Origin of the sequence: Citrobacter sp. Cb004 (genome assembly GCF_030337065.1) — a bacterium.
In the GTDB taxonomy this organism is placed as follows: Bacteria; Pseudomonadota; Gammaproteobacteria; order Enterobacterales; family Enterobacteriaceae; genus Citrobacter; species Citrobacter braakii.
Genome location: NZ_JAOWCH010000056.1, coordinates 92,007 through 117,411, shown reverse-complemented (window position 1 = coordinate 117,411; position 25,405 = coordinate 92,007). Strand labels below are relative to the sequence as shown.

The following is a 25,405-nucleotide window of genomic DNA, read 5'->3' as shown; positions in this document are numbered from 1 at the left end:
AAAGGAGAAATACGATGGCGAACAGAATGATTCTGAACGAAACGGCATGGTTTGGCCGGGGAGCTGTTGGTGCATTAACCGATGAAGTCATCCGTCGTGGTTATCGCAAGGCGTTGATTGTGACTGATAAAAATCTGGTGCAGTGCGGCGTTGTCGATAAGGTGACTTCCCGAATGGATGCTGCTGGTCTGGCATGGGAAATCTATTCAGGCGTTATTCCTAACCCAACCATTGCGGTGGTGCAGGAAGGGTTGGGTGTCTTTCAGCAAAGCGGCGCAGACTATCTGATCGCCATCGGCGGAGGCTCCCCTCAGGATACCTGTAAAGCGATTGGCATTATCAATAATAACCCTGAGTTTGCGGATGTACGCAGCCTTGAAGGGTTATCGCCAACGCGCAACCCGAGCGTGCCGGTTATGGCTATCCCCACCACCGCGGGAACGGCAGCGGAAGTGACCATTAACTACGTGATCACTGACGAAGAAAATCGGCGTAAGTTTGTTTGTGTCGACCCCCATGACATCCCACAGGTAGCGTTCATTGATGCTGACATGATGGACGGTATGCCAGCGGCGCTAAAAGCCGCCACCGGAGTGGATGCCCTGACCCATGCTATTGAGGGGTACATTACGCGGGCTGCGTGGGCGCTTACCGATGCGCTGCACATTAAAGCTATTGAAATGATAGCCGGGGCATTACGTGGTTCCGTTGCGGGCGATACCCAGGCCGGGGAAGCGATGGCGCTGGGCCAGTACGTGGCCGGGATGGGCTTTTCCAACGTTGGTCTGGGATTAGTGCATGGAATGGCACACCCGTTAGGTGCGTTTTATAACACGCCGCACGGCGTAGCAAATGCCATTTTGCTGCCGCACGTGATGCGCTATAACGCCGAATTCACCGGGGAAAAATTCCGCGATATCGCCCGGGTGATGGGAGTTAAGGTTGAAGGACTGACGCTGGCTGAGGCACGTAAAGCGGCAGTGGATGCCGTCTTCGCCCTTAACCGCGATGTAGGGATCCCACTGCATTTACGCGATGTTGGCGTACGTAAAGAGGATATTCCTGCGCTGGCGCAGGCGGCATTGGACGATGTTTGTACCGGGGGAAATCCGCGTGAAGCGAACCTTGGAGATATCGTTGAGCTGTACCACACCGCCTGGTAATTTTTCAGCGTGACGGCGTGAAAGCCTTATCCGGCCTACCGGGGTGTTCGACGTGTAGGCCAGATAAGCACAGCGCCATTCGGCAACAGACCTATCGCACCAACCGTAATTGCTGCAGGTTTCCGTCGATATGTAAGTCCGTTTGCAGCCGTGCGATATCGCGACACAGAAACGCCATCTCCTGGTGCATCTCTAGTTTCTTGCGCCACTTGTCCGGTACTTCATCAAGATGCGCGTAAATGCCTTCCAGATGTTGAAACTGTACGAGCAGCTGCGTGGCGCTTTTGGGACCAATACCTGCAACCCCCGGTACTTTCGAACTGCTGATCCCGGCCAGTCCCCAGTAATCAGGCAACTGCTGCGGCAGCACGCCAAACTCTTTCTCAATAAACGGTGCATCCAGCCAGCGCTTCTGGAAGTAGTCACGAATACGCAGCGTCGGGGAGAGCAACTGACAATAGCCTTTATCGGTTGAGACGATGGTAGCCTGATGTCCCGCCTGGCTCACTTTAACCGCCAGGGTTGCGGCTAAATCATCGGCTTCATTCCCGCTGGAGACCCAACAGCAGACGCCGCGCTGTTCAAAAGCGGCGCGTAAGGCGGGCATTTCCTGGTGCAATTCATCAGGCATCGGGGGGCGACCTGCTTTGTAGTCAGGCAACCGTTGGTGACGCCAGCCGCTGTTGCGCGCTTCATCATCGAATACCGCCACGGCGTGCGTAGGCTGACTGTGCACAATCAACTGATCGAGCGCGTGCTGGCACGTCTCTACGCAGGGTGAGCCCTGTACGGCGTGAATGCGGCGGATAAGGTTCAGTGCATCGACAATGAGCAGGTGGACGGCCACGGTGTTCTCCCTAACAAATAAGTTTGTAGGGTAACATTCACGGAGAGGGGAGGCGAGTGTTGCGAAATAGCGTTATCCGTAGACCGGATGGCGGCGAGCGCCTCATCCGGCCTACAGATCCTGAAACGTGGTGGGACTTAATCGCAGGTGACAATCTTCATCGCCAGACCGCCGCGAGATGTTTCACGGTATTTGGCGTTCATGTCTTTACCGGTTTCGTACATGGTCTCGATGACTTTATCAAGGCACACGCGCGGTTCGCTGGTACGGCGCAGCGCCATACGTGCGGCGTTCACTGCTTTAACCGAAGCAATGGCGTTACGCTCAATGCACGGTACCTGCACCTGGCCGGCAACCGGATCGCAGGTCAGACCCAGGTTATGTTCCATACCGATTTCCGCCGCGATGCACACCTGCGTTGGGCTACCGCCCAGCAGTTCAGCCAGACCGGCCGCAGCCATGGAGCAGGCAACGCCGACTTCACCCTGACAGCCCACTTCGGCGCCAGAGATAGAGGCGTTCATTTTGTACAGTGAACCAATGGCGCTCGCGACCAGCATGTAGCGTGCCAGCGAGTTAGCGTTCACTTCGCGGATAAACTTGTCGTAGTACGCCAGCACGGCAGGAACAATCCCGCATGCGCCATTAGTTGGCGCTGTAACCACGCGTCCACCGGCAGCGTTTTCTTCGTTCACGGCCAGCGCGAACATGTTGATCCAGTCAACAACCGCCATCGGATCAGTGGTGGTTTTGTCGCTGCTGACCAGCATACGACGCAGCGCCGCCGCGCGACGTGGAACGCGCAGTTTGCCCGGCAATACACCTTCGGTGGTGATGCCGCGCTCAATCCCGCTGCGCATGACGTCCCAGACGTTGGCGAAGTGTTGTTCCAGCTCTTCTTTGCTGTGCAGCGCCAATTCGTTTTGCATCATCAGACCGGAAAGCGACAGGCCGGTTTCCTGGCAATGACGTTGCAAATCAGCCGCAGATTTATACGGATACGGCACGTTTACCGGAGAGTTGTTCGGTAAACCAAAATGTTCTTCATCAACGATGAATCCACCGCCAATGGAATAGTAAGTCTGGCTATAAATGGCTTTTTCGCCCGCCAGTGCGGTAATACGCATCCCGTTTTCGTGCAGAGACAGATTGTCCGCATGGAAATTCATGCACTTGTCGACCGGGAACTCGACCTCATGTTGACCGTCCGCCAGCAGCAAACGTCCATGAGTATTCACATCCTGGATAAAGGCCGGGATGGCATCAATGTCTACGGTATCCGGCAGATTACCCGCCAGGCCCATAATAATCGCGATGTCGGTATGGTGACCTTTCCCCGTCAGAGACAAAGAGCCATAGACATCAACCACTACGCGGGTTACGTCAGTGAGAATTCCGCGTGCAATCAGGTCATCCGTGAATTGTTTGCCTGCTTTCATCGGGCCAACAGTGTGGGAGCTGGAAGGGCCAATGCCGATTTTGAAAATATCGAATACGCTAATCATGAGGCGTCCATTGTGTATCGAGGTGCGCCGCCCCGAGGAGCGGCGCAGGGGAATTAACTGAACAGAGAGTAGAAAATAGCGGAGATAGCGATCAGGCCCATAATCACAACGAAGACGTTGCTGATATGGCCGCTGTATTTACGCATTGCCGGTACTTTCTGAATTGCATACATCGGCATCAGGAACAGAATCATCGCGATGATTGGGCCACCCAGGGTTTCAATCATACCGAGGATACTTGGGTTCAGCGTCGCCACAATCCAGGTGGTTACCAGCATGAACAGCGCAGTGATTTTGTTCAGTTTGTTGATTTCGATGGTTTTGCCTTTGCCGCGCAGAGACTTAATCACCATACCGTTGAAACCTTCACGTGCGCCCAGGTAGTGGCCGAGGAAGGATTTGGTGATAGCGATAATCGCGATGATCGGTGCCATCCAGGCAATGATCGGCGCGTTAAAGTGGTTTGCCAGGTAAGACAGGATAGAGATGTTCTGCTCTTTCGCTGCGGCCAGATCCGCTGGGGTCAGGCTAAATACGCAGCTGAAGACGAAGAACATAACGGTCAGCACCATCATGATGTGAGCGAATGCCAGAATCTTAGAGCATTTCTTCTCAGCTTCATCACCGTATTCTTCACGCTTCGCCACGGCGAAGGAGGAGATGATTGGTGAGTGGTTGAAGGAGAACACCATTACCGGAATTGCCAGCCACAGGGTCAACAGCAGTCCGTTGCCGGTGGTTGCTGCAGAGTCAAAGGACAGGGTTTCCAGAACGGCACCGCTCCACTGAGGGATCAGGTACAGCGCCAGCAGCATCAGGGCGGCAACAAACGGGAATACCAGGATGCTCATTGCCTTCACGATCATCTGCTCACCGAAACGCACGATGGTCATCATGCCGACAATCAGGATCAGAGACAGGATTGCGCGCGGCGGCGGCGTAATTGCCAACTGGTGGGTCAGGAAGCTTTCGACGGTGTTGGTGATTGCTACGCTGTAGACCAACAGAATTGGGTAGATAGCGAAGAAGTAGAGCAGGGTAATCAGTTTTCCTGCGCCTACACCAAAGTGTTCTTCTACAACTTCAGTAATGTCTTCACCCGGATTTTTACCGGACAGCACGAAGCGAGTCAGGCCGCGGTGTGCAAAGAAGGTCATTGGGAAAGCAAGGATCGCCATGATGATCAGCGGAATCATACCGCCTACGCCTGCGTTAATCGGCAGGAACAATACACCCGCGCCAATCGCCGTGCCGTAAAGGCCCAGCATCCACATGGTGTCTGTCTTGCGCCATGCGCTGCGGGTCTGGCCCGTAACGATAGTGCTGGTTTGAGTGTTTTCCATCTATTTCTCCTGGAGGAAGCTTAAAAAGTCGGGTTTGGGGTCAATCCAATGAGAAAATACCCGACTGTAAATCGAAATTCGTTGAGCGATTTTTTATATAATTTTTCGCCGTAATAATTTGCGGGCGGAAAGATACATTTTAGTAATGAATGTATCAGTGATCGCGATCCCAAATGCAATAATCCACCTTTTATGTGGATAAATTTGGACCATTAATCTGTTAAAAAATAGTCAAAGCGAATTTACGGGCGCGAAGGCTAACATTAACGACATATATCATGAAAGCGAAGGCGCGAAGATACGAGCGTTACGCTGTAAAAACTGTTGTTTTTAGAGGATTTTGGCGACTAATAATAATTTCCTAAGATAAATCACGGTTGAGTTTTAAAGGTAATCGTTTGCGTAGCGCGCTATTTTTAATGAAACATCATCGTTATTTATATTATCGTCTGAGCTATGTGGCTGGTATCACTAAAAAAAGCCGGGAGGCTGATGCGCCAAACCCGGCTTTGATATGGACAAAACTGTCACCGCGATAGCGTCTGCTGGCGGCTGTTGGAGGTTAGGCGCAAATCTCGTAGCAAGGGATATACGCGGAGCCTGGTAACTTCATACGATGCTGTGCAACAAAGCCCTGCAGGAGATCGTCCATGCGGCGCATCATTTCGCGGTCACCGTGGATTTTGTACGGGCCAAACTCTTCGATGGCGCGGATCCCGACTTCCTTCACGTTACCGGCTACAATCCCCGAGAACGCACGGCGCAGGTCTGCCGCCAGTACTTCCACGGGTTGATCCGGGTACAGCTTCAGGTTAGCCATGTTTTCATGGGACGGCTCGAACGGCATCTGCAAATCAGGCGCGATACGAATCGACCAGTTAAAGCTGTAGGCATCACCGGTGTCACGGCGGTTCTCTTTCACCAGCGGCATCGCTTTTTTCATCAGACGAGCCACTTCTGCTGCATCGTCTATGATAATGCGATAGTGGCGACGCGCATCTTCCCCCAGCGTGTGCACGATAAATTCGTCCAGCACGCGGAAGTAATCGGCGCTCTCTTTTGGTCCAGTCAGGATCAGCGGTAAAACCTGATCTTTGTTGGCCGGGTTCATCAGGATCCCCAGCAGATACAGCAGCTCTTCTGCTGTCCCTACGCCGCCTGGGAAGATGATTATACCGTGGGCGATACGCACGAACGCTTCCAGACGTTTTTCAATGTCCGGCATGATGATCAGTTCGTTAACCAGCGGGTTAGGCGGCTCAGCGGCAATGATTGACGGTTCGGTCATACCGATAAAGCGGCTGTCTTTGTATCGTTGCTGGGCGTGACCGACCGCAGCGCCTTTCATTGGCGCTTCCATCGCCCCCGGACCACAGCCGGTACAGATGTTCAGTTCGCGCAGGCCCAACTGGGTACCAACGCGACGGGCGTACAGGTACTCATTTTCGTTGATTGAGTGACCCCCCCAGCAGACGACCATGTTCGGCGCTTCACCCACGTGTAGCGCCCGGGCATTGCGCAGGATCGAGAATACCAGGTTGGTAATATGCACCGAGCTTTCAAGATCCAGATGCTGAAAGCGACCGGCGTTATGGATCTGGCCATTGACGAACAGAATGTCGCGCAGCACAGCAAACAGGTTGGCCTGCAGTGCGCGAATAATGCGTCCATCAACAAACGCATCTTCAGGCGGGTTGATCAGTTCCAGCTTCACGCCCCGTTCGCGGCGCAGCACGTTAATGTCGAAACTTTCAAAGCGTGACAGCAGCTCTTTGCTGTTGTCGGTCAAACTGCCGGAGTTCAGAACGGCAAGCGAACAGTTACGAAACAGTTGATACAGGTCGCTGCTGGCCGTGCGTTTAAGCATATCGACTTCCAGCTGCGACAACATGTCCATTGAGCCAAGCGGGCTAATATGTGTAATCAAGTAAACTCCTTATGGGACGCAACACGTCATTCCCTGTTGATTACAATAGCCCTGGCTTATGACCTTTCACAACCTTGCGCGCGGAATCCGGCACGCAAAATTGAGAAAAAAGATTACTGACGTACCAGGCGCCCCGTTGCTGGGGTGAAATCGGTGTTGGTGCGCCATGGGTTAATGTCCAGGCCGCCACGTCGCGTGTAGCGTGCGTAAACGCTCAGTTTCTCCGGCTGGCAGAAGCGCAGAATGTCATTGAAAATGCGTTCCACGCACTGCTCGTGAAACTCATTATGGTGACGGAAGGAGACCAGATAACGCAGCAGCTTCTCGCGATCGATTTTTCGTCCGCGATACTGAATCTGTATGGAGCCCCAGTCCGGCTGGTGGGTGATCAAGCAGTTAGACTTCAGCAGATGGCTGACCAGCGTCTCTTCCACCGCTTTTTCACCGCCAACGGCATTTTCCAGATACTCTGTGCTGAACTGGTAGTTATCGATGACAATATCCTGATTGTCGATACAGGTGCCGTTAAAGTGGGCTATCGGTTGTCCTTCCAGTTCGTCAAGACGGTACAGCGCTACGCTGACATCACCCTGAGCACAAGCGCGCAGATCGTTTTCCAGCGTCTGGCGTACCGCATCCCAGGAATCAAAACGCGTCTGGTTAAAACTGTTCAGGTAAAGCTTAAAGCTTTTCGATTCGATCAGATTTACGCTGGTGTAATCCAGTTCTACATGACCGACCGCTACCTGCGGTAAACCGTTGGCATTCAGCCAAGACAGTTCATATAGCGTCCAGATATCGGCACCGTGAAAAGGCAGATTATCGGCCTGTAAATCCAGCGGGTCGCGGTTCAGGCTGCGTGGAACGCCCTGCAGCAGGCTGGCATCGTAATTGTCACGGTAATCTGTTGATTTACCGAGAGTCAGGCCGTCAAGCGCCTGATGATTTTCATAAGAGGACATGTTTCACCGTCATAAACCAGATACACTATGCGACAAGTGTATCCTGGCTTTTGTGAAGAGAGAAATCAGTGGACGAATTGACAGCGCAGGCGTTGACAGCCTTTACGACACGTTATTGCGACGCATGGTACGAAAAAAACAACAGCTGGCCCCTCAGCGATGAGCTGTATGGCGTACCTTCTCCGTGCATCATTTCTTCCACAGACGATGCGGTATTCTGGCAACCTCAGCCTTTTGTCGGCGAAAAAAACCTCAATGCGGTTGAACGCGCCTTTGATATCGTGATACAACCAGCCGTTCACGCTTTTTACACCACCCAGTTTGCCGGGGACATGCACGCGCAGTTTGCGGATGAAAAACTAACGCTGCTGCAAACCTGGAGCGAAGACGACTTCAGGCGCGTTCAGGAAAACCTGATTGGTCACCTGGTTACGCAAAAGCGCCTCAAGCTGTCGCCTACGCTTTTTATTGCCACCCAGGACAATGAGCTTGACGTTATTTCGGTGTGCAATCTCTCCGGTGAAGTGTGCAAAGAAACGCTGGGAACCCGTAAACGAACGGTGCTGGCAGACTCACTTGCGGAATTTCTCACTCAGCTTAAGCCAGTTCTGTAATCCAGATTGCCCTGAACCTTGTGAGAGATCTCTTACAAACCCTGTAGGACATTGCCAGGTAATAAGTAAAGACTTAATGAACGGATAAAATAATTATCCCTTATTATTCATAAAGTTAATGTTTTATTGTCAACTTTCATACGAAAATAATCTTAAGGGAGTGTCTGTAAGCATCTTGTAAGACAAGGCGAAACAGGCGATTCTATATCTGTCGACAAGGAGTCGCACAACGAAGAGAACATCAGGATGATGGCTCTTCGGCAGGACACACCAGGACGGTGTTACAAGGACAGGCTTCAGGATGAAGCAAAGCGGAAAGCGCTGGATGCGTTAAGGGACACCTCCAGGATGGAGAATGAGAGCCGGTCAGGATGTTCGGCGGGTCAGGATGGCCAGGACACTTCAGGATGAAGTTTTCACATCGGGGTGATGTGAGCAGGATGCACAAGTTCAGGATGAACAAGGTCGCAAGACCACAGGAAAAGTTGTCACGGATGAGCAGGGAGCACTAAAAGTAGCTGGAACGCTGCGAAACGAACCGGGAGCACTGTTTTTACAGTGCTCCCTTTTTTTATTTCCCTTCACTAGTGCTATTCTTCGCGCCAGATTTTTCATCATTGAGGTTAATTTCATGACGACTCATGACCGTGTGCGCCAGCAGTTACACGCGCTTGAAGCGCTACTGCGTGAACATAATCACTGGCGGTTGGATGAGCCTGCAGAGCATCTGTTTACCAGCACGCAGCCTTTTTGTATGGATACCATGGAGCCGGTTGAGTGGCTGCAATGGGTATTGATTCCCCGCATGCATACGCTGATTGATAACGCTCAACCGCTTCCGCAGGCTTTTGCCGTCGCACCGTATTACGAAATGGCGTTGGCAGCCGATCACCCGCAACGCGAAATTCTGCTGACGGCATTGCAGGAGTTGGATGCACTGTTTACAAGTGATAACGCCTGATGCTGGAGATTCTGTATCAGGACGAATGGCTGGTCGCAGTTAACAAACCTTCGGGCTGGTTGGTTCACCGCAGTTGGCTCGACCGGGATGAGAAAGTGGTGGTGATGCAAACGGTACGCGACCAGATTGGCCAGCACGTTTTTACCGCCCACCGACTCGACAGACCGACTTCCGGAGTACTGCTGATGGGGCTGTCCAGCGAAGCCGGGCGGCTGCTGTCCCAGCAATTTGAACATCATCAAATTCAGAAACGCTATCATGCGATTGTGCGTGGCTGGCTGATGGATGATGCCGTGCTGGATTACCCGCTGGTCGAAGAACTGGATAAGATCGCCGATAAATTTGCCCGTGATGATAAAGGCCCGCAGCCTGCCGTCACCCATTATCGCGGTTTGGCGACGGTTGAGATGCCGGTAGCGACCGGGCGTTATCCGACGACCCGTTACGGATTGGTGGAACTGGATCCTAAAACCGGTCGAAAACACCAGCTCAGACGCCATCTGGCGCACTTACGTCATCCAATTATCGGCGACAGTAAGCACGGTGATTTGCGGCAAAACCGCAGCGCCGCTGAGCACTTTGGCTGTCAGCGTTTGATGCTTCATGCCAGCCAGCTTGCGCTGACTCATCCTTTTACCGGCGAACCGCTGGTTATTCGCGCCGGGCTGGATGATGTCTGGATGCAGGCGCTATCACAGTTTGGCTGGCGTGGACTTCTCCCTGAGAATGAAAGGGTTGAGTTCAACGGGCTGTCAGGTCAGGATGAGCAGATAGATTCTTAAGTCCCAGGAGATTACGGTTATGGCGGAAATTGGAATTTTTGTCGGCACGATGTACGGAAACGCGTTGCTGGTTGCCGAAGAGGCCGAAGCTATTTTGACGGCGCAGGGTCATAAAGCCACGGTGTTCGAAGATCCCGAGCTCAGCGACTGGCAGGCATATCAGGAAAAATATGTGCTGGTGGTGACCTCAACGACCGGACAGGGCGATCTGCCGGATAGCATCGTGCCGCTGTTTCAGGGGATCAAAGATAATCTCGGTTTCCAGCCAAATCTGCATTACGGGGTAATTGCGCTGGGTGACAGTAGCTATGTTAATTTCTGCAATGGCGGCAAGCAGTTCGATGCACTGTTGCAGGAACAAAGCGCCCACCGTGTTGGGGAAATGCTGCTGATTGACGCCAGCGAGCATCCTGAACCGGAAAGCGAATCCAATCCGTGGGTAGAAAACTGGGGAACCTTGCTTAAATAACCTTGCGCCCGGCAGCGCTTTGTTTGCACGGGCCTGTGACAAATGATGGACATGGAGAGAACAATCTGATTATCACTAAGGGAGATTTGCTTTAATTTATCTGTATTATAAATACAATCGCATAATTTTATTTGTAACCCGAATTTATAAAAATTAAATTCGGGTTTTTTATTATTTATGAGTTCAAAAGCACAAACAAATAACCCGGTTATCATGCTTTAATAAAAACAGGCCCAAAATCTGGATTTTGTGAATGAATTAATGAGGTGAATAAATGAGATAGAATGATAATAATTGGAAATTATTAAGCTAAGGAGATGCAATTTGTTTACTTTGTATAATTCACGGGATTTTAGCCAAAGCGCCAGATTAGAAGACTTCGAAAAAATAATTTCACCTAAAGAAGGTATTAGGTTAGCAAGGATATATTATGAACTTGATGATGATAAAAATCAGCGCTCAACTATATTTGGCCTGCCACAGAGAAAATGGAATGTAAACCGATATTCTTCTGGTGCGTATGAAAGGCCCTCTATTGGTAGATGTAATCGCATTTATGATGAGATACAACACAAATTAAGCGTGGGCTGGATAATAGCGATAGATTATGATGAGCATTGGTCCTGGGACAGAAATCCTTTTTATTTTGATCAGGACGGGGAGTTAGTTTATGAACCATTTATGCCTGATGTATTCGACAGTATCTTCGCAGAGAGAGTAAGGAGAGCTTATCAGGAAACCCTCGACAGGGGACTGGGAAGAAAAACCAGACCCACTCAAAAGATTGAGTATGGCGCACCAGGTTATCTTGAACCCACACTAAAACCTCTTGCCGTAGTACCAAGGCATTCATGTCCGGTTGAAGAGGATAAACCGTCTCGCGAACCTGTAGATGCAGGATTTTGTGTACTGCCCTATGAGGCCACACCGTCATCTTTCGAATCCAGCTTTTTTATTAATCCTCCGGATGGTACACGTGAGTTATATCACAAGCTCAATCCAGATATAAAAAAACAACCGGGTTCAATTCTGCTTGTCGTTGATCCTGAAAAGCAAGATCAGCAACAGATTGAAATATTGCAAAAAGCGCGTGATCGAATTGATAACGCGCTTGCACCATTAACACTGCCAGAAGCCCGTGTGTTACACAAAAATAGAGCTTCCGTGGATATTTTTTCTTCACAATTATACAGCGATGCTTTAGGACAAAGCGGGGATATCTTAGGTTACATAAAAGATACCGGTGGGGGGTATTATGAAGAAATAAATAAAACACTCAATGAAATACAGTCGCTTTATAAGAAAACATATAGTAGTAATTCTGGTCGTATTTCTGGAGAGGAGTTTTTTGGTCAACGAGAACGACTATTTAAAAAATTAGACGGTATTTTGAATAAATTCTCAAAAGAACGGCTAAATTTAAAACAATATGAAGATATAAAGCAGGCATTAGGTTTATCAACCAAATCGATTATGCATAAGTGGGATCAAACAGGAGTAAAGGATATTGAGGGATATGCAAGCTACATAGAAAAGTCAGCCAAACTGATAAAAATAATGAGAACAACAGGCTATGTAGGTGTTGGTCTTGATTTTGCGAGTTATACAACTAACGTTTATGAAGCTTGCGCAAAAGGACGTGAAAGCGAATGTAGAAAAGCAGCGATAACGGAGTACAGCAAATTCGGCTTCAAACAAACTGCAAGTTTTGCTGGCGGAGCTGCCGGGGGAATTATGGGGAGAGCCGCGTGTACATGGGTTCTGGGATTGATTACATCAGAAGCAGGAGGTATTGGCGCAAGTGTATGTTTGGTAAGTGGCATTGCTTCAAGTATTGCAGGAGGTAAATTTTTGGAAAAAATGGGTGAGAAACTAGGTGATAGGTTTGGTGGATTAGTGAATGACGATATTGATAATCCAGAACTTAAACTGTATGACCCAGATTCATTTAATGAAGCAGCAGGTATTCTAATATATGAAAAGATTTCTAACAGATAATCTAGATGTCATTAATATGAGCCTTGGCATAATGCTGGTTATTATAACTTTGATTTTAATACTTATTTCTTATGTGATAAATGATGAGAAGTATAAAAAAATAGTAATATTATACGAGGAGGAGTTTGGTCGTCTTCCTATCACTGCAAGTTTGGCGAGAACAGCAAGCTTAATTGGTACTCCCGGTATCTACTTTGCAAAAATAGATTTCATTATGTCTAGTCTGATTTTTCCCTATAACAGGGTTTTTAATAATGATATGAGTATTGAAGCATATCATTTTATTCGTTCCTTACCCAAAGAATTAACCACCGGGTTTAAAGTTGAAGCGGCGTTCTGGTTTGTTGAGTTTATTGTTCTGGCTTTTTTGGTGATCCTTTATTATTTTTTCTGAAAAATCGAATGTTAATAGGGACTCCAATAAACTAGAGTCCCTTTTTTATTTTTATTTTTATTTTTATTTTTATTTTTATTTTTATTTTTATTTCAATGTCCCATATTCCTGATCAACAATCTCACCATAATTAGCGGCAGGTAATAACCCCACTAAAAAACAATTGAGTCACGTTAGGAGTTGGTGCGCAATCTAAGAGATCAGCTTCCTAAACTGTTAGTCGTCATAAGTAGTAGCGCCTTAAACCCAGATGGGCACCGCTGGTTAGATGTTGCCGCTACTCGGCAACAAATCACCCACCAAACGCCAATTTCGTGAAGCATCTTCCATTCCCTTAGGCTTATGCCATAAACAACCTCATTCACCTCCCGCAATGTTGTGTTTTTGCACGGTGAGGGTAAGAGGCACTCCTTCATATACTTTTCCCGTCAGTTCCCGAAAAGGCAGCGAGTCAGAATAAAACGGCCCTGAGCTGTACCAAAACTGCCACACACTAACCTCTCATTCTGATCACCCTACAGGTGCTGTACAGAATGAACTGGCGAAAGCCAAGATTCAGGAGTGCAACAATGAGTTCATTAAGTCAGGCGGCGAGCAGCGCGGAAAAACGCACTAACGCTCGCTACTGGATAGTGGTGATGCTGTTTATCGTCACATCCTTCAACTACGGCGATCGCGCCACCTTATCCATCGCCGGCTCGGAGATGGCCAAAGATATTGGTCTGGATGCGGTAGGGATGGGGTATGTATTCTCCGCTTTTTCATGGGCCTATGTTATCGGTCAGATCCCCGGCGGCTGGTTGCTCGACCGCTTCGGTTCAAAACGTGTTTACTTCTGGTCCATTTTTATCTGGTCGATGTTTACCCTGCTGCAGGGCTTCGTCGATATCTTCAGCGGCTTCGGCATTATCGTTGCGCTGTTTACCCTGCGCTTCCTCGTGGGGTTAGCCGAAGCGCCATCCTTCCCTGGCAACAGTCGTATTGTGGCGGCGTGGTTCCCGGCGCAGGAAAGGGGCACGGCGGTCGCTATTTTTAACTCGGCGCAGTACTTTGCCACCGTAATCTTCGCGCCAATCATGGGCTGGTTGACCCACGAAGTGGGCTGGTCGCATGTGTTCTTCTTTATGGGCGGTCTCGGGATTGTTATCAGCTTTATCTGGCTGAAGGTGATTCATGAACCGAACCAGCATCCGGGCGTAAACCAAAAAGAGCTGGACTACATTGCCGAAGGCGGAGCGCTGATCAATATGGATCAGGCGGCAGCCAAAGCCAAAGTGCCGTTCAGCGTGAAGTGGGGGCAGATCAAGCAACTGCTGGGCTCACGGATGATGATCGGTATTTATATCGGCCAATACTGCATAAATGCGCTGACCTACTTCTTTATCACCTGGTTCCCGGTTTATCTGGTACAGGCACGCGGTATGTCGATTTTGAAAGCCGGTTTTGTTGCCTCGGTTCCGGCCATTTGCGGATTCGCAGGCGGCGTACTCGGCGGCATTATTTCCGACTGGTTGATGCGCCGTACCGGTTCGCTGAATATCGCCCGTAAAACGCCAATCGTACTGGGTATGCTGTTGTCGATGGTGATGGTGTTCTGTAACTACGTCAACGTGGAGTGGATGATCATCGGCTTTATGGCGCTGGCCTTCTTCGGCAAAGGTATCGGTGCGTTGGGATGGGCGGTGATGGCCGATACTGCGCCAAAAGAGATCAGCGGTTTGAGCGGCGGTCTGTTCAATATGTTTGGCAACATCTCCGGTATCGTTACGCCAATTGCTATCGGCTACATCGTAGGTACCACTGGCTCGTTTAACGGTGCGTTGATTTACGTCGGGGTGCATGCGCTGATTGCTGTAGTGAGCTATCTGGTGCTGGTGGGTGATATTAAACGTATCGAACTGAAACCTGTCGCAGGGCAATGATGATGACAACACAATCGAGTCCCATTATTACCGATATGAAGGTTATCCCGGTGGCCGGTCATGACAGCATGCTGCTCAATATTGGCGGGGCGCATAACGCATACTTTACCCGCAATATCGTCGTGCTCACCGATAACGCCGGAAATACCGGCGTCGGTGAAGCGCCGGGCGGCGAAGTGATTTATCAGACGCTGGTGGACGCGATTCCACAAGTGTTGGGCCAGGAAGTCGCGCGCCTGAATAAGGTGGTTCAGCAGGTGCATAAAGGCAACCAGGCCGCTGATTTTGACACCTTTGGTAAAGGTGCCTGGACCTTTGAACTGCGGGTAAATGCGGTGGCCGCGCTGGAAGCCGCACTGCTCGACCTGCTGGGCAAGGCGCTGAACGTACCGGTCTGCGAACTGTTAGGGCCAGGCAAGCAGCGCGATGCGGTCACCGTGCTCGGCTATCTGTTCTACGTGGGAGATCGCAGCAAAACCGATCTGCCGTATCTGGACAGCACGCCGGGTAACCATGAGTGGTATCACCTGCGTCACCAGCAGGCGATGAACAGTGAGGCGGTGGTACGTCTGGCTCAGGCTTCGCAGGATCGCTACGGCTTTAAAGATTTCAAACTCAAAGGCGGTGTGCTGCCTGGCGAGCAGGAAATCGACACCGCTCGCGCGTTGAAACAATGCTTCCCGGATGCGCGTATTACGGTCGATCCTAACGGTGCCTGGCTACTGGATGAAGCTATCTCCTTGTGTAAAGGGCTGAACGATGTTCTGACTTACGCCGAAGATCCGTGCGGCGCAGAACAGGGCTTTTCTGGCCGCGAAGTGATGGCCGAGTTCCGCCGTGCAACCGGCCTGCCGGTAGCAACGAATATGATAGCCACCAACTGGCGTGAGATGGGCCATGCGGTGATGCTCAACTCGGTAGATATTCCACTGGCCGATCCGCACTTCTGGACCCTTTCCGGCGCGGTGCGCGTGGCACAGCTATGCGATGACTGGGGACTGACCTGGGGCTGCCACTCTAACAATCATTTTGATATTTCCCTGGCGATGTTCACCCACGTCGGTGCCGCTGCGCCGGGCAACCCAACGGCGATCGACACCCACTGGATCTGGCAGGAGGGCGATTGCCGCCTGACCAAAAATCCGCTGGAGATTACACACGGAAAAATTGCGGTACCCGACGCGCCCGGCCTGGGCGTGGAACTGGACTGGGATCAGGTACAGAAAGCGCATGAAGCCTATAAGGCGCTGCCCGGCGGCGCGCGTAATGACGCAGGCCCGATGCAGTATCTGATCCCTGGATGGACTTTTGACCGTAAACGTCCCGTTTTCGGCCGCCACTAATTTTGAATAAGGACTTAATTATGAGCGCACAATTTACTACCCCAGTCGTAACCGCGATGCAGGTGATCCCGGTTGCGGGCCATGACAGCATGCTGATGAATCTGAGCGGCGCACATGCTCCGTTCTTCACGCGTAATATTGTGATTATCAAAGATAACTCCGGTCATACCGGCGTGGGTGAGATTCCCGGCGGCGAAAAAATTCGTCAGACCCTGGAAGATGCCATTCCGCTGGTGGTGGGCAAAACGTTAGGTGAATACAAAAACGTACTGAATGCGGTCCGCAATACCTTTGCCGATCGTGATGCCGGTGGCCGCGGTTTGCAGACCTTCGATTTACGTACCACTATTCATGTGGTTACCGGGATCGAAGCGGCCATGTTGGATCTGCTGGGTCAGCATCTGGGCGTTAACGTCGCATCGCTGCTGGGCGACGGCCAACAGCGTAGCGAAGTTGAAATGCTGGGTTACCTGTTCTTCGTCGGTAACCGTAACGCGACGCCGCTGCCGTATCAGAGCCAGCCGGATGAGAAATGCGACTGGTATCGCCTGCGTCATGAAGAGGCGATGACCCCGGATGCAGTGGTGCGCCTGGCGGAAGCCGCATATGAGAAATATGGTTTCAACGATTTCAAACTGAAAGGCGGGGTGTTGGCTGGGGAAGAAGAAGCGGAATCTATTGTGGCGCTGGCGAAACGCTTTCCACAGGCACGCGTCACGCTCGATCCCAATGGTGCGTGGTCGCTGAATGAAGCGATTAAAATTGGTAAGTACCTGAAAGGATCGCTGGCTTATGCGGAAGATCCGTGCGGCGCCGAGCAGGGGTTCTCAGGCCGTGAAGTCATGGCGGAATTCCGTCGTGCTACCGGCCTGCCGACCGCCACCAACATGATTGCCACCGACTGGCGTCAGATGGGACATACGCTGTCGTTGCAGTCCGTGGATATCCCGCTGGCGGATCCGCACTTCTGGACTATGCAGGGTTCTGTCCGCGTTGCGCAGATGTGTCATGAGTTTGGGCTGACCTGGGGCTCGCACTCTAACAACCACTTTGATATTTCGCTGGCGATGTTTACTCATGTTGCGGCGGCGGCGCCGGGCAAAATTACCGCTATCGATACCCACTGGATTTGGCAGGAAGGCAATCAACGCCTGACCAAAGAGCCGTTTGAAATCAAAGGCGGCATGGTGCAGGTACCGGCGAAGCCGGGTCTGGGCGTGGAGCTGGATATGGATCAGGTTATGAAAGCTCATGAGCTGTATCAGCAACATGGACTGGGAGCGCGCGATGATGCCATGGGAATGCAGTATCTGATCCCGAACTGGACGTTTGATAATAAGCGTCCGTGCATGGTACGCTAAGCGAACTGGGACCGCTCCCACAAAGGGGCGGTTTTTCTCCTGGTGTATGCTTAACACAGTCAACATGCGTAAGGATGCTTTATGAAAATAGTAATCGCACCGGATTCCTATAAGGAAAGTTTGAGTGCGCTTGAAGTGGCAACGGCTATTGAGCTGGGATTTCGTGAGATCTGGCCTGAGGCGAATTACGTGAAGATCCCGGTCGCGGATGGCGGTGAGGGAACGGTCGAAGCGATGGTTGCCGCAACGCAAGGCCACCTTGTGCATGTTGATGTTACCGGCCCTCTGGGTAAAACGATTCAGGCATTTTATGGTTTATCCGGGGATGAGCGTTCGGCGTTTATCGAAATGGCGGCCGCCAGCGGACTGGAGCAGGTTCCCGCAGGTTTACGCGATCCGCTGAAAACGACCTCCTGGGGAACCGGGGAGCTAATCCGTCATGCGCTGGACGCGGGCGTTGAACATATCATTATCGGCATTGGCGGCAGCGCCACCAATGATGGCGGTGCCGGGATGGTGCAAGCGCTGGGAGCAAAATTACTGGATGCGCAAAATAACGATATTGCTCATGGCGGGACTGGCCTTGAATCACTCGCCCGGATTGATATTTCTCAGCTAGACCCGCGCCTTGCCGCGTGCCGTATTGAAGTGGCCTGCGATGTGACTAATCCGTTGACCGGTGAAGAGGGGGCCTCTGCGGTCTTCGGTCCGCAAAAGGGGGCGACGCCGGAGATGATTCTTCGTCTTGATCGGGCGCTCACGCATTATGCGCAACTCATTGCCCGCGATCTGGACGTCAACGTGCTGGAATTGGCGGGTGGTGGCGCGGCTGGCGGTATGGGGGCGGCACTGTATGCGTTTTGCGGTGCGCAGTTACGCTGCGGTATTGAGGTCGTGACGGATGCGTTACACCTCGACGACTGCGTTGCGGATGCGGATTTAGTGGTCACGGGTGAAGGACGTATCGACAGCCAGACCATTCACGGTAAGGTTCCGGTTGGCGTGGCGAAGGTGGCAAAGCGTTACAACAAACCGGTTATTGGCATTGCCGGCAGCCTGACGGCTGATGTCGGTGTTGTACACGAGCATGGGCTGGATGCGGTTTTTAGCGTTATTTATACCGTTTGCACGCTGGATGAGGCGCTGAAGAACGCGAGTGAGAATGTGCGAATGACGGCGCGAAACGTGGCCGCGACCCTGAAAGCTGGTCAGCAATTACGTTGAATGATGTGGCATGAAGGCCGGATAAGACGCGTGAGCGTCGTCATCCGGCAATCAGATCTTTACCCTAACAACTTCTTCGCTTCGCGCGCAACGTTATCCATTTCATCCAGAAGCTCTAAAAACTCAGGCTCCAGCTCTTCTTCTTTGCTCCCGCTACGTAATTGCTGCTCAATCAGCTGACACAGGTTTTTCATGCGGGGAACGCCGCAATAACCGCAACTGCCATGCAGTTTATGGATCATATCCACCAGTCCTTCAGGGTTTTCACCTACCAGCTGTTCTTCAATTTTGTTACGCACTTCGGGCAGAAAATCGAGCAGCATTTGCAGCATATCCCGCGCCAGATCGTTTTTACCGGCGGCTTGCCTTAACGCCAGTTGCCAGTCGAGTGTGGTATTCGGATTGACGACCGGTTCAACAGCGAGCGCCCTCAGCGATGTGCTCGCGCCGGGTTTGTAGCGTAACAGCAGATTATGCAGCTTATCTTCTTCGATAGGCTTCGCCAGGTAATCGTTCATCCCGGCGCTGAGCAGCTTCTCTTTTTGCCCGGCCATGGCATGCGCGGTGACCGCAATGACCGGCGTCTGTTGTTGATGAGGAAGCTGGTGGATCAGTTCGCAGGCGCGAATACCGTCCATGTCTGGCATCTGAATATCCATCAGGATGAGATCAAACTGCATCTGTTTGGCGCGATCCACAGCCTGATGTCCGCTGTCGCAGAGCACGACGTGCTGCACTTTATCTTCCAGCAGTGCGCCAATCAGCTTGAGGTTCGCCGGGTTGTCGTCCACCGCCATGACGGTCATCGCAATTTTGCTCTCGTCTAACAGTAGCGGAGCCGCGCTGTGGTTCAGTTGACAATACTCTGTCAACGCTGGCAGTAAGCGGGTTGAGGTAAGAGGTTTCAACAGGCACGCCGCCGCGCCGCCCTGCTTTAATTTCTCAGCGTTGATCTGCGCATGGCAAGGCAGAGCCAGTAACAAAAAGTCTGTCATCGCCGCTGCGCTTGCCAGCCGCTCATGCTGCATGGTGAGCGGTTCGCGTAAAGTGACCGGTATGCCAAGCAGCAGAATATCGTAGTGATCCTTCGGCAGCCCGGAGAATGAAGGGCTGTAAATCACTTCCAGCGGTGTTTCACTCAAGATATCTAAAGTGCATTGCGCGGCAGTGGCGTTAGGTTCAACGTAGGCCAGCCGCTTTCCGGCCAGACAGTGCGTGGTTGAGCGATCCACGAGAACGTTAGGGTTGAGATCGAGGCTGATATGGAACCAGAACGTGGAGCCCCGGTTCGGCTGGCTGTGGAAGGAGATATCCCCGCCCATTTCATTGACCAGCTTTTGCGTAATGACCAGGCCCAGTCCGGTCCCGCCGTGGCGGCGGGAAATACTGGCATCGGCCTGGCGGAAGGCCTGGAACAGGCGTGACTGATCGCGCTCAGGGATGCCAATTCCGGTATCGCGGATTTGCACTTCAATTTGCACTTTCGTGTTACTGAGGGCGCGTTTCTCGACCAGAATGTCGATATTACCGCCTTCGGTAAATTTGATGGCATTGCCAACCAGATTAGTGATTACCTGCTGTAAGCGCAGCGGGTCCCCGATGACGTTGTCCGGCACGTCATTCTTAATATTTAGCGTCAGCTCAAGCCCTTTATCATGGGATGAGTGCGCTAACAGCGTGACGACGTCATCCAGCGTGCTACGCAGCGGGAATGGGATGCTTTCCAGAATCAGTTTGCCCGCCTCAAGTTTGGAGAAGTCGAGCACATCATTGATGATGGCCAACAGATTGTTGGCCGAGCGTTCAATCGTATTCAGGTGATCGCGCTGCGTCGTGTTGAGCTCGGTTTTAAGCGTCAGGCGGGTGAAGCCAATCACGCCATTCAGCGGCGTACGCAGCTCATGCGACATGTTAGCCAGAAACTCAGACTTAATACGCGCCGCTTCCTGGGCGCGTTTCTTCGCCAGATCCAGTTCGACGTTCTGGATTTCCATCTGCTCCAACGTTTCGCGCAGGTCAGAGGTGGCCTGGTCGATGTTGTGCTGCATCTCTTCATGGTAGGCCGCAAGTGACATCGCCATCGAGTTGATGCCATTTTTGAGCATATCCAGCTCGCCCAACATGAAACCTTCGACGCGGCTGTCGAGCTGGCCTCTACGTATTCGGTCAACGGTATTCACCATATTGCGAATCGGGCCAGTCACGTCGCGCATCAGACGCCAGCCAAAAATTAACGCAATACCGATACAAAACAGCATCATTACGCTGGAGATAAAGATCTCTTTATACTGCTGCAATCTTACTGACTTAAGGTCCAGTTCAAGCGCCACATACCCCAGCATATTTTCCGTATTTTTGGCGTCGCTGACGGCAGATTCATCCGGCGAATAGCTTTCCGATATAATTGGCGTTCGCAGGATCATAATATCCCCGAGCCGGGTGACGCTCAGCTTTCGGGGAAATGGTGAACCGGTTGCCAGCTGCATTTCAGACGGATCGAGATGAAAATTGGATGTGACAAACAGCCGGTTATTCTCGTCATAGACAGAAATTGCCCGCACGATATCGGAATGGCGACGATGCAGCACGCTGATAAGTTGGCCGATGGATTCTCTGTTTTGCAGATTCATGCCATATTCGCTGGAGACCGCGAGTGGCTCAATGATGCTGGCGCCAGCATCTTCCAGTTGACGCTGCAAGTCGTTATAGCGATGCACAACAAAAAAGATACTGAGCAGCAAACCAATCAGGACGGTCGGGGCCAGGATCAGAATCATCATGCGTGCGCGCAGGCTGTAGTTGGTCATGGAGTTCCGTTATGGGACAATTAGGGTCACACTGTTAAATAGAGAAATATCTCGTCGATGGCGCAATTCTACTCTGCAAAACGACGCGTGACGACGCGTCAGATCATAACCGTTACCGTCAATGACCTTGATCCTTTCGGCCAGGGCGTTGCTCGCCATAACGGAAAGGCGTTGTTTATACCGGAATTGCTACCTCAGGAAAGCGCCGAGGTGGTGATTACCGAAGATAAAAAACAGTTCGCCCGCGCGCAAGTAAAACGACGTTTAAACGACAGTCCGCAGCGTGAAGTGCCACGTTGTCCGCATTTTGGCGTGTGCGGCGGCTGCCAGCAGCAGCATGCCAGCATCTCGTTGCAGCAGCGTAGCAAAAGCGCGGCGTTGTCGCGTTTAATGAAATGTGAAGTGTCGGATGTTATAGCTGATACCCCGTGGGGCTATCGTCGTCGCGCCAGGTTGAGCCTGAACTATCGGCCAAAAGAACAAAAATTGCAGATGGGGTTTCGCAAATCCGCATCCAGCGACATTATCGATGTTAAACAATGCCCTATTTTGGTGCCCCAGCTTGAAGCGCTCTTGCCCCACATCCGGGCGTGTCTGGAAAGTCTGCAAGGGTTACGCCATCTTGGTCATGTCGAGCTGGTGCAGGCGGGGAGCGGAACCCTGATGATTTTGCGCCACACGGCGCCATTAAGTGTTCAGGATAAAGAAAAACTGGAATGCTTTTCGCATTCTCAGGGGCTGTCTTTGTTTCTGGCCCCGCAAAGCGAGATACTGGAATCAATATCAGAAGAGTCGCCCTGGTATGACTCAAATGGACTACGGTTAACCTTCAGCCCGCGTGATTTTATTCAGGTCAATGAAGGGGTAAACCAACAAATGGTGGCCCGTGCGCTCGAATGGCTGGATGTGCAACCTGAAGATCGCGTACTCGATCTGTTCTGTGGAATGGGTAATTTTACCCTGCCGTTGGCAACCCGGGCTGCAAACGTGGTGGGGGTGGAAGGGGTACCGGCGCTGGTTGAAAAAGGCCGGGAAAACGCGCTGAATAACGGATTACACAATGTGACATTCTTTCATGAAAACCTTGAGGAAGATGTTACCCGGCAGCCGTGGGCGAAAAACGGATTCGACAAAGTATTGCTCGATCCTGCGCGTGCGGGGGCTGCAGGTGTGATGCAACATATTATAAAATTAGAACCTATACGCGTTGTTTATGTATCCTGTAACCCGGCAACGCTGGCTCGTGACAGCGACGCTTTGCTCAACGCGGGATATGTCATACGGCGACTGGCGATGCTCGATATGTTCCCGCACACTGGACACCTGGAATCAATGGTCCTGTTTGAGCGTATGTAATAAATTTTGTACCCATTGGATTTCGGGTGGTAATGCAGCGTGAAAGACAATGGGTATGGCTTGTCGACTTCGACAGGCCAGGCCCCTTAAGGAGAGGACAATGGTTGCGGTAAGAAGTGCACATATAAATAAAGCTGGTGAGTTTGATCCAAAGAAATGGATCGCGAGTCTGGGGATCTCCAGCCAGCAGTCGTGTGAACGCTTAGCCGAAACCTGGGCGTACTGCCAGCAGCAGACACAGGGGCATCCGGATGCGGAACTGCTGCTGTGGCGTGGCGTAGAGATGGTAGAAATACTCTCCATGTTGAGCATGGATATCGACACGCTGCGCGCAGCAATGCTGTTCCCTCTGGCAGATGCCAACGTGGTCAGTGAAGACATCCTGCGCGAGAGCGTGGGCAAATCCATTGTTCATCTTATCCACGGCGTGCGGGATATGGCGGCAATACGCCAGCTTAAGGCCACTCATACCGATTCAGTCTCATCCGAACAGGTCGATAACGTTCGCCGCATGCTGCTGGCTATGGTGGATGATTTCCGCTGTGTGGTCATCAAGCTGGCGGAGCGGATTGCACATCTGCGTGAAGTGAAGGACGCTCCAGAAGATGAACGCGTTCTGGCGGCAAAAGAGTGCACCAATATCTATGCGCCGCTGGCCAACCGTTTGGGTATCGGGCAATTAAAATGGGAACTGGAAGATTACTGCTTCCGTTACCTGCACCCGGCTGAATACAAACGTATTGCCAAGCTGCTGCACGAACGTCGCATCGATCGCGAGCATTACATTGATGAGTTCGTCGGTCATTTGCGCTCAGAGATGAAAACGGAAGGCGTCAAAGCCGAAGTGTACGGACGTCCGAAACACATCTACAGCATCTGGCGCAAAATGCAGAAAAAGCAGCTGGCCTTCGATGAACTTTTCGACGTGCGCGCGGTGCGTATCGTGGCGGAGCGTTTACAGGACTGCTATGCCGCGCTCGGGATAGTGCATACTCACTATCGCCATCTGCCGGATGAGTTCGATGACTATGTCGCTAACCCGAAACCCAACGGCTATCAGTCAATTCATACGGTTGTGCTGGGACCGGGCGGCAAAACCATTGAAATTCAGATCCGTACGAAACAGATGCACGAAGATGCCGAACTGGGCGTTGCGGCACACTGGAAGTACAAAGAGGGCACCGCTTCAGGCGTAGCGCGTTCTGGTCATGAAGATCGTATTGCATGGCTGCGTAAGCTGATCGCCTGGCAGGAAGAGATGGCGGACTCTGGCGAAATGCTGGATGAAGTCCGTAGCCAGGTCTTTGATGACCGAGTGTACGTCTTTACGCCAAAAGGCGACGTTGTGGACTTACCTGCAGGCTCCACACCGCTCGATTTTGCTTATCATATTCACAGTGATGTGGGGCATCGTTGCATTGGCGCGAAAATTGGCGGGCGCATCGTACCGTTTACCTACCAGCTGCAGATGGGCGATCAAATTGAAATTATCACCCAGAAACAGCCTAACCCAAGCCGCGACTGGCTGAACCCTAACCTCGGTTACGTAACCACCAGTCGGGGGCGTTCGAAGATCCACGCCTGGTTCCGTAAACAGGACCGCGACAAAAACATCCTTGCTGGCCGCCAGATCCTCGACGATGAGCTGGCGCATTTAGGCATTAGCCTGAAAGAAGCGGAAAAGCACCTGCTGCCGCGCTACAGCTTCAATGAGCTGGATGAGCTGCTGGCGGCGATTGGTGGGGGGGACATTCGCCTCAACCAGATGGTGAACTTCCTGCAGGCGCAGTTTAATAAGCCAAGCGCAGCCGAACAGGATGCCGCCGCGCTGAAACAGCTTCAGCAGAAAACGCAGGCGCCGCAGAGTCGCCGTAAAGACGACGGTCGCGTGGTGGTGGAAGGGGTGGGTAACCTGATGCACCACATCGCGCGCTGCTGCCAGCCGATTCCAGGCGATGAAATTGTCGGGTTTATCACTCAGGGCCGCGGTATTTCCGTGCACCGGGCGGATTGCGAACAGTTGACCGAGCTGCGCTCCCATGCGCCGGAACGTATTGTTGATGCGGTTTGGGGCGAAAGCTACTCGGCAGGATATTCGCTGGTGGTTCGCGTCCAGGCTAACGATCGCAGCGGCTTATTACGTGATATCACCACGATTCTTGCCAACGAGAAGGTGAACGTGCTGGGGGTTGCCAGCCGGAGTGATACCAAACAGCAACTGGCTACCATCGATATGACCATCGAAATCTATAACCTGCAGGTGCTCGGGCGCGTGCTTGGCAAGCTGAACCAGGTGCCGGATGTGATCGACGCACGTCGTCTGCACGGTAATTAATTATTTAATAGGCCAGATAAGTTTGCATGCCTGGTGAGGCGCGTTAGCGTTGCCATCAGGCATTGCCATGTTGCCGGATATCGGCTGTCGTC

At 51.8% G+C, this 25,405-nt stretch carries 19 protein-coding genes; 13 read left to right on the top strand and 6 right to left on the bottom strand.

Features of this window, described 5'->3' with window-relative positions; genetic code table 11:
* Positions 1–14: 14 nt before the first annotated feature.
* Positions 15–1,163: a lactaldehyde reductase gene (gene fucO / locus OGV65_RS11725; protein WP_016154250.1), complete on the top strand. Its 1,149-nt coding sequence runs from the start codon at positions 15–17 to the stop codon at positions 1,161–1,163.
* Positions 1,164–1,254: 91 nt separating this feature from the next.
* On the opposite strand, the gene xni is transcribed toward fucO, so the two are convergent.
* From xni to queF, 5 genes are all read right to left on the bottom strand, one after another.
* Positions 1,255–2,010, bottom strand: a complete 756-nt coding sequence (xni, locus tag OGV65_RS11720; protein WP_016154249.1) for a flap endonuclease Xni — start codon at positions 2,008–2,010, stop codon at positions 1,255–1,257.
* A 137-nt stretch (positions 2,011–2,147) separates the two neighbouring features.
* On the bottom strand, positions 2,148–3,515 hold the full coding sequence (locus OGV65_RS11715; RefSeq protein WP_019077586.1) for an L-serine ammonia-lyase: 1,368 nt from the start codon (positions 3,513–3,515) through the stop codon (positions 2,148–2,150).
* A 53-nt stretch (positions 3,516–3,568) separates the two neighbouring features.
* On the bottom strand, positions 3,569–4,858 hold the full coding sequence (locus OGV65_RS11710) for an HAAAP family serine/threonine permease (protein WP_016154247.1): 1,290 nt from the start codon (positions 4,856–4,858) through the stop codon (positions 3,569–3,571).
* A 562-nt stretch (positions 4,859–5,420) separates the two neighbouring features.
* A complete protein-coding gene (gene ppnN, locus OGV65_RS11705) occupies positions 5,421–6,785 on the bottom strand; it encodes a nucleotide 5'-monophosphate nucleosidase PpnN (RefSeq protein ID WP_003840366.1) in 1,365 nt (454 codons plus the stop codon).
* Positions 6,786–6,898: 113 nt separating this feature from the next.
* Positions 6,899–7,747 (bottom strand): NADPH-dependent 7-cyano-7-deazaguanine reductase QueF, encoded by an 849-nt coding sequence (gene queF / locus OGV65_RS11700; protein ID WP_016154246.1) that lies wholly within the window; start codon positions 7,745–7,747, stop codon positions 6,899–6,901.
* Positions 7,748–7,815: 68 nt separating this feature from the next.
* On the opposite strand from queF, the gene syd reads away from it, so the two are divergent.
* The 10 genes from syd to OGV65_RS11650 all read left to right on the top strand — a co-directional run bounded on the left by syd (position 7,816) and on the right by OGV65_RS11650 (position 18,815).
* A complete protein-coding gene (gene syd / locus OGV65_RS11695; protein WP_131346696.1) occupies positions 7,816–8,361 on the top strand; it encodes a SecY-interacting protein in 546 nt (181 codons plus the stop codon).
* 631 nt (positions 8,362–8,992) lie between these two features.
* A complete protein-coding gene (locus OGV65_RS11690; protein WP_016154244.1) occupies positions 8,993–9,322 on the top strand; it encodes a YqcC family protein in 330 nt (109 codons plus the stop codon).
* Entirely contained in the window at positions 9,322–10,104 is a 783-nt protein-coding gene (gene truC, locus OGV65_RS11685; RefSeq protein WP_047499384.1) for a tRNA pseudouridine(65) synthase TruC, read from the top strand. The genes OGV65_RS11690 and truC overlap by 1 nt, the downstream gene beginning before the upstream one ends.
* 19 nt (positions 10,105–10,123) lie before the next feature.
* A complete protein-coding gene (locus OGV65_RS11680; RefSeq protein ID WP_047499385.1) occupies positions 10,124–10,573 on the top strand; it encodes a flavodoxin in 450 nt (149 codons plus the stop codon).
* A 324-nt stretch (positions 10,574–10,897) separates the two neighbouring features.
* Positions 10,898–12,571, top strand: coding sequence for a DUF8093 domain-containing protein (locus OGV65_RS11675; RefSeq protein WP_286454979.1), 1,674 nt, complete (start codon positions 10,898–10,900; stop codon positions 12,569–12,571).
* On the top strand, positions 12,549–12,965 hold the full coding sequence (locus OGV65_RS11670) for a hypothetical protein (protein ID WP_137352542.1): 417 nt from the start codon (positions 12,549–12,551) through the stop codon (positions 12,963–12,965). Before OGV65_RS11675 ends, OGV65_RS11670 begins: the two co-directional genes overlap by 23 nt.
* Before the next feature lie 569 nt (positions 12,966–13,534).
* A complete protein-coding gene (gene gudP / locus OGV65_RS11665; RefSeq protein ID WP_016154241.1) occupies positions 13,535–14,887 on the top strand; it encodes a galactarate/glucarate/glycerate transporter GudP in 1,353 nt (450 codons plus the stop codon).
* A 2-nt stretch (positions 14,888–14,889) separates the two neighbouring features.
* A complete protein-coding gene (locus OGV65_RS11660) occupies positions 14,890–16,230 on the top strand; it encodes an enolase C-terminal domain-like protein (RefSeq protein ID WP_181627440.1) in 1,341 nt (446 codons plus the stop codon).
* Between the two features lie 20 nt (positions 16,231–16,250).
* Positions 16,251–17,591, top strand: a complete 1,341-nt coding sequence (gudD, locus tag OGV65_RS11655; protein WP_016154239.1) for a glucarate dehydratase — start codon at positions 16,251–16,253, stop codon at positions 17,589–17,591.
* Between the two features lie 81 nt (positions 17,592–17,672).
* Positions 17,673–18,815 (top strand): glycerate kinase, encoded by a 1,143-nt coding sequence (locus OGV65_RS11650; protein ID WP_016154238.1) that lies wholly within the window; start codon positions 17,673–17,675, stop codon positions 18,813–18,815.
* 59 nt (positions 18,816–18,874) lie between these two features.
* Here OGV65_RS11650 and barA read toward each other — a convergent pair whose 3' ends face one another.
* Positions 18,875–21,622 (bottom strand): two-component sensor histidine kinase BarA, encoded by a 2,748-nt coding sequence (gene barA, locus OGV65_RS11645; protein ID WP_216403491.1) that lies wholly within the window; start codon positions 21,620–21,622, stop codon positions 18,875–18,877.
* Positions 21,623–21,679: 57 nt separating this feature from the next.
* Here barA and rlmD point away from each other — a divergent pair, with 57 nt between their 5' ends.
* Positions 21,680–22,978, top strand: a complete 1,299-nt coding sequence (gene rlmD, locus OGV65_RS11640) for a 23S rRNA (uracil(1939)-C(5))-methyltransferase RlmD (RefSeq protein WP_141875590.1) — start codon at positions 21,680–21,682, stop codon at positions 22,976–22,978.
* Between the two features lie 100 nt (positions 22,979–23,078).
* Positions 23,079–25,313 (top strand): GTP diphosphokinase, encoded by a 2,235-nt coding sequence (gene relA / locus OGV65_RS11635; protein ID WP_047357898.1) that lies wholly within the window; start codon positions 23,079–23,081, stop codon positions 25,311–25,313.
* Positions 25,314–25,405: the final 92 nt, after the last annotated feature.

What these genes read in the sequence shown, in the direction of transcription:
- fucO (WP_016154250.1), top strand. Translation starts at nt 15, where the DNA reads ATGGCGAACAGAATGATTCTGAACGAAACGGCATGGTTTGGCCGGGGA.
- OGV65_RS11715 (WP_019077586.1), bottom strand. Translation starts at nt 3,515, where the DNA reads ATGATTAGCGTATTCGATATTTTCAAAATCGGCATTGGCCCTTCCAGC.
- OGV65_RS11710 (WP_016154247.1), bottom strand. Translation starts at nt 4,858, where the DNA reads ATGGAAAACACTCAAACCAGCACTATCGTTACGGGCCAGACCCGCAGC.
- queF (WP_016154246.1), bottom strand. Translation starts at nt 7,747, where the DNA reads ATGTCCTCTTATGAAAATCATCAGGCGCTTGACGGCCTGACTCTCGGT.
- OGV65_RS11690 (WP_016154244.1), top strand. Translation starts at nt 8,993, where the DNA reads ATGACGACTCATGACCGTGTGCGCCAGCAGTTACACGCGCTTGAAGCG.
- truC (WP_047499384.1), top strand. Translation starts at nt 9,322, where the DNA reads ATGCTGGAGATTCTGTATCAGGACGAATGGCTGGTCGCAGTTAACAAA.
- OGV65_RS11680 (WP_047499385.1), top strand. Translation starts at nt 10,124, where the DNA reads ATGGCGGAAATTGGAATTTTTGTCGGCACGATGTACGGAAACGCGTTG.
- OGV65_RS11670 (WP_137352542.1), top strand. Translation starts at nt 12,549, where the DNA reads ATGAAAAGATTTCTAACAGATAATCTAGATGTCATTAATATGAGCCTT.
- gudP (WP_016154241.1), top strand. Translation starts at nt 13,535, where the DNA reads ATGAGTTCATTAAGTCAGGCGGCGAGCAGCGCGGAAAAACGCACTAAC.
- OGV65_RS11660 (WP_181627440.1), top strand. Translation starts at nt 14,890, where the DNA reads ATGACAACACAATCGAGTCCCATTATTACCGATATGAAGGTTATCCCG.
- gudD (WP_016154239.1), top strand. Translation starts at nt 16,251, where the DNA reads ATGAGCGCACAATTTACTACCCCAGTCGTAACCGCGATGCAGGTGATC.
- OGV65_RS11650 (WP_016154238.1), top strand. Translation starts at nt 17,673, where the DNA reads ATGAAAATAGTAATCGCACCGGATTCCTATAAGGAAAGTTTGAGTGCG.
- barA (WP_216403491.1), bottom strand. Translation starts at nt 21,622, where the DNA reads ATGACCAACTACAGCCTGCGCGCACGCATGATGATTCTGATCCTGGCC.
- rlmD (WP_141875590.1), top strand. Translation starts at nt 21,680, where the DNA reads ATGGCGCAATTCTACTCTGCAAAACGACGCGTGACGACGCGTCAGATC.
- relA (WP_047357898.1), top strand. Translation starts at nt 23,079, where the DNA reads ATGGTTGCGGTAAGAAGTGCACATATAAATAAAGCTGGTGAGTTTGAT.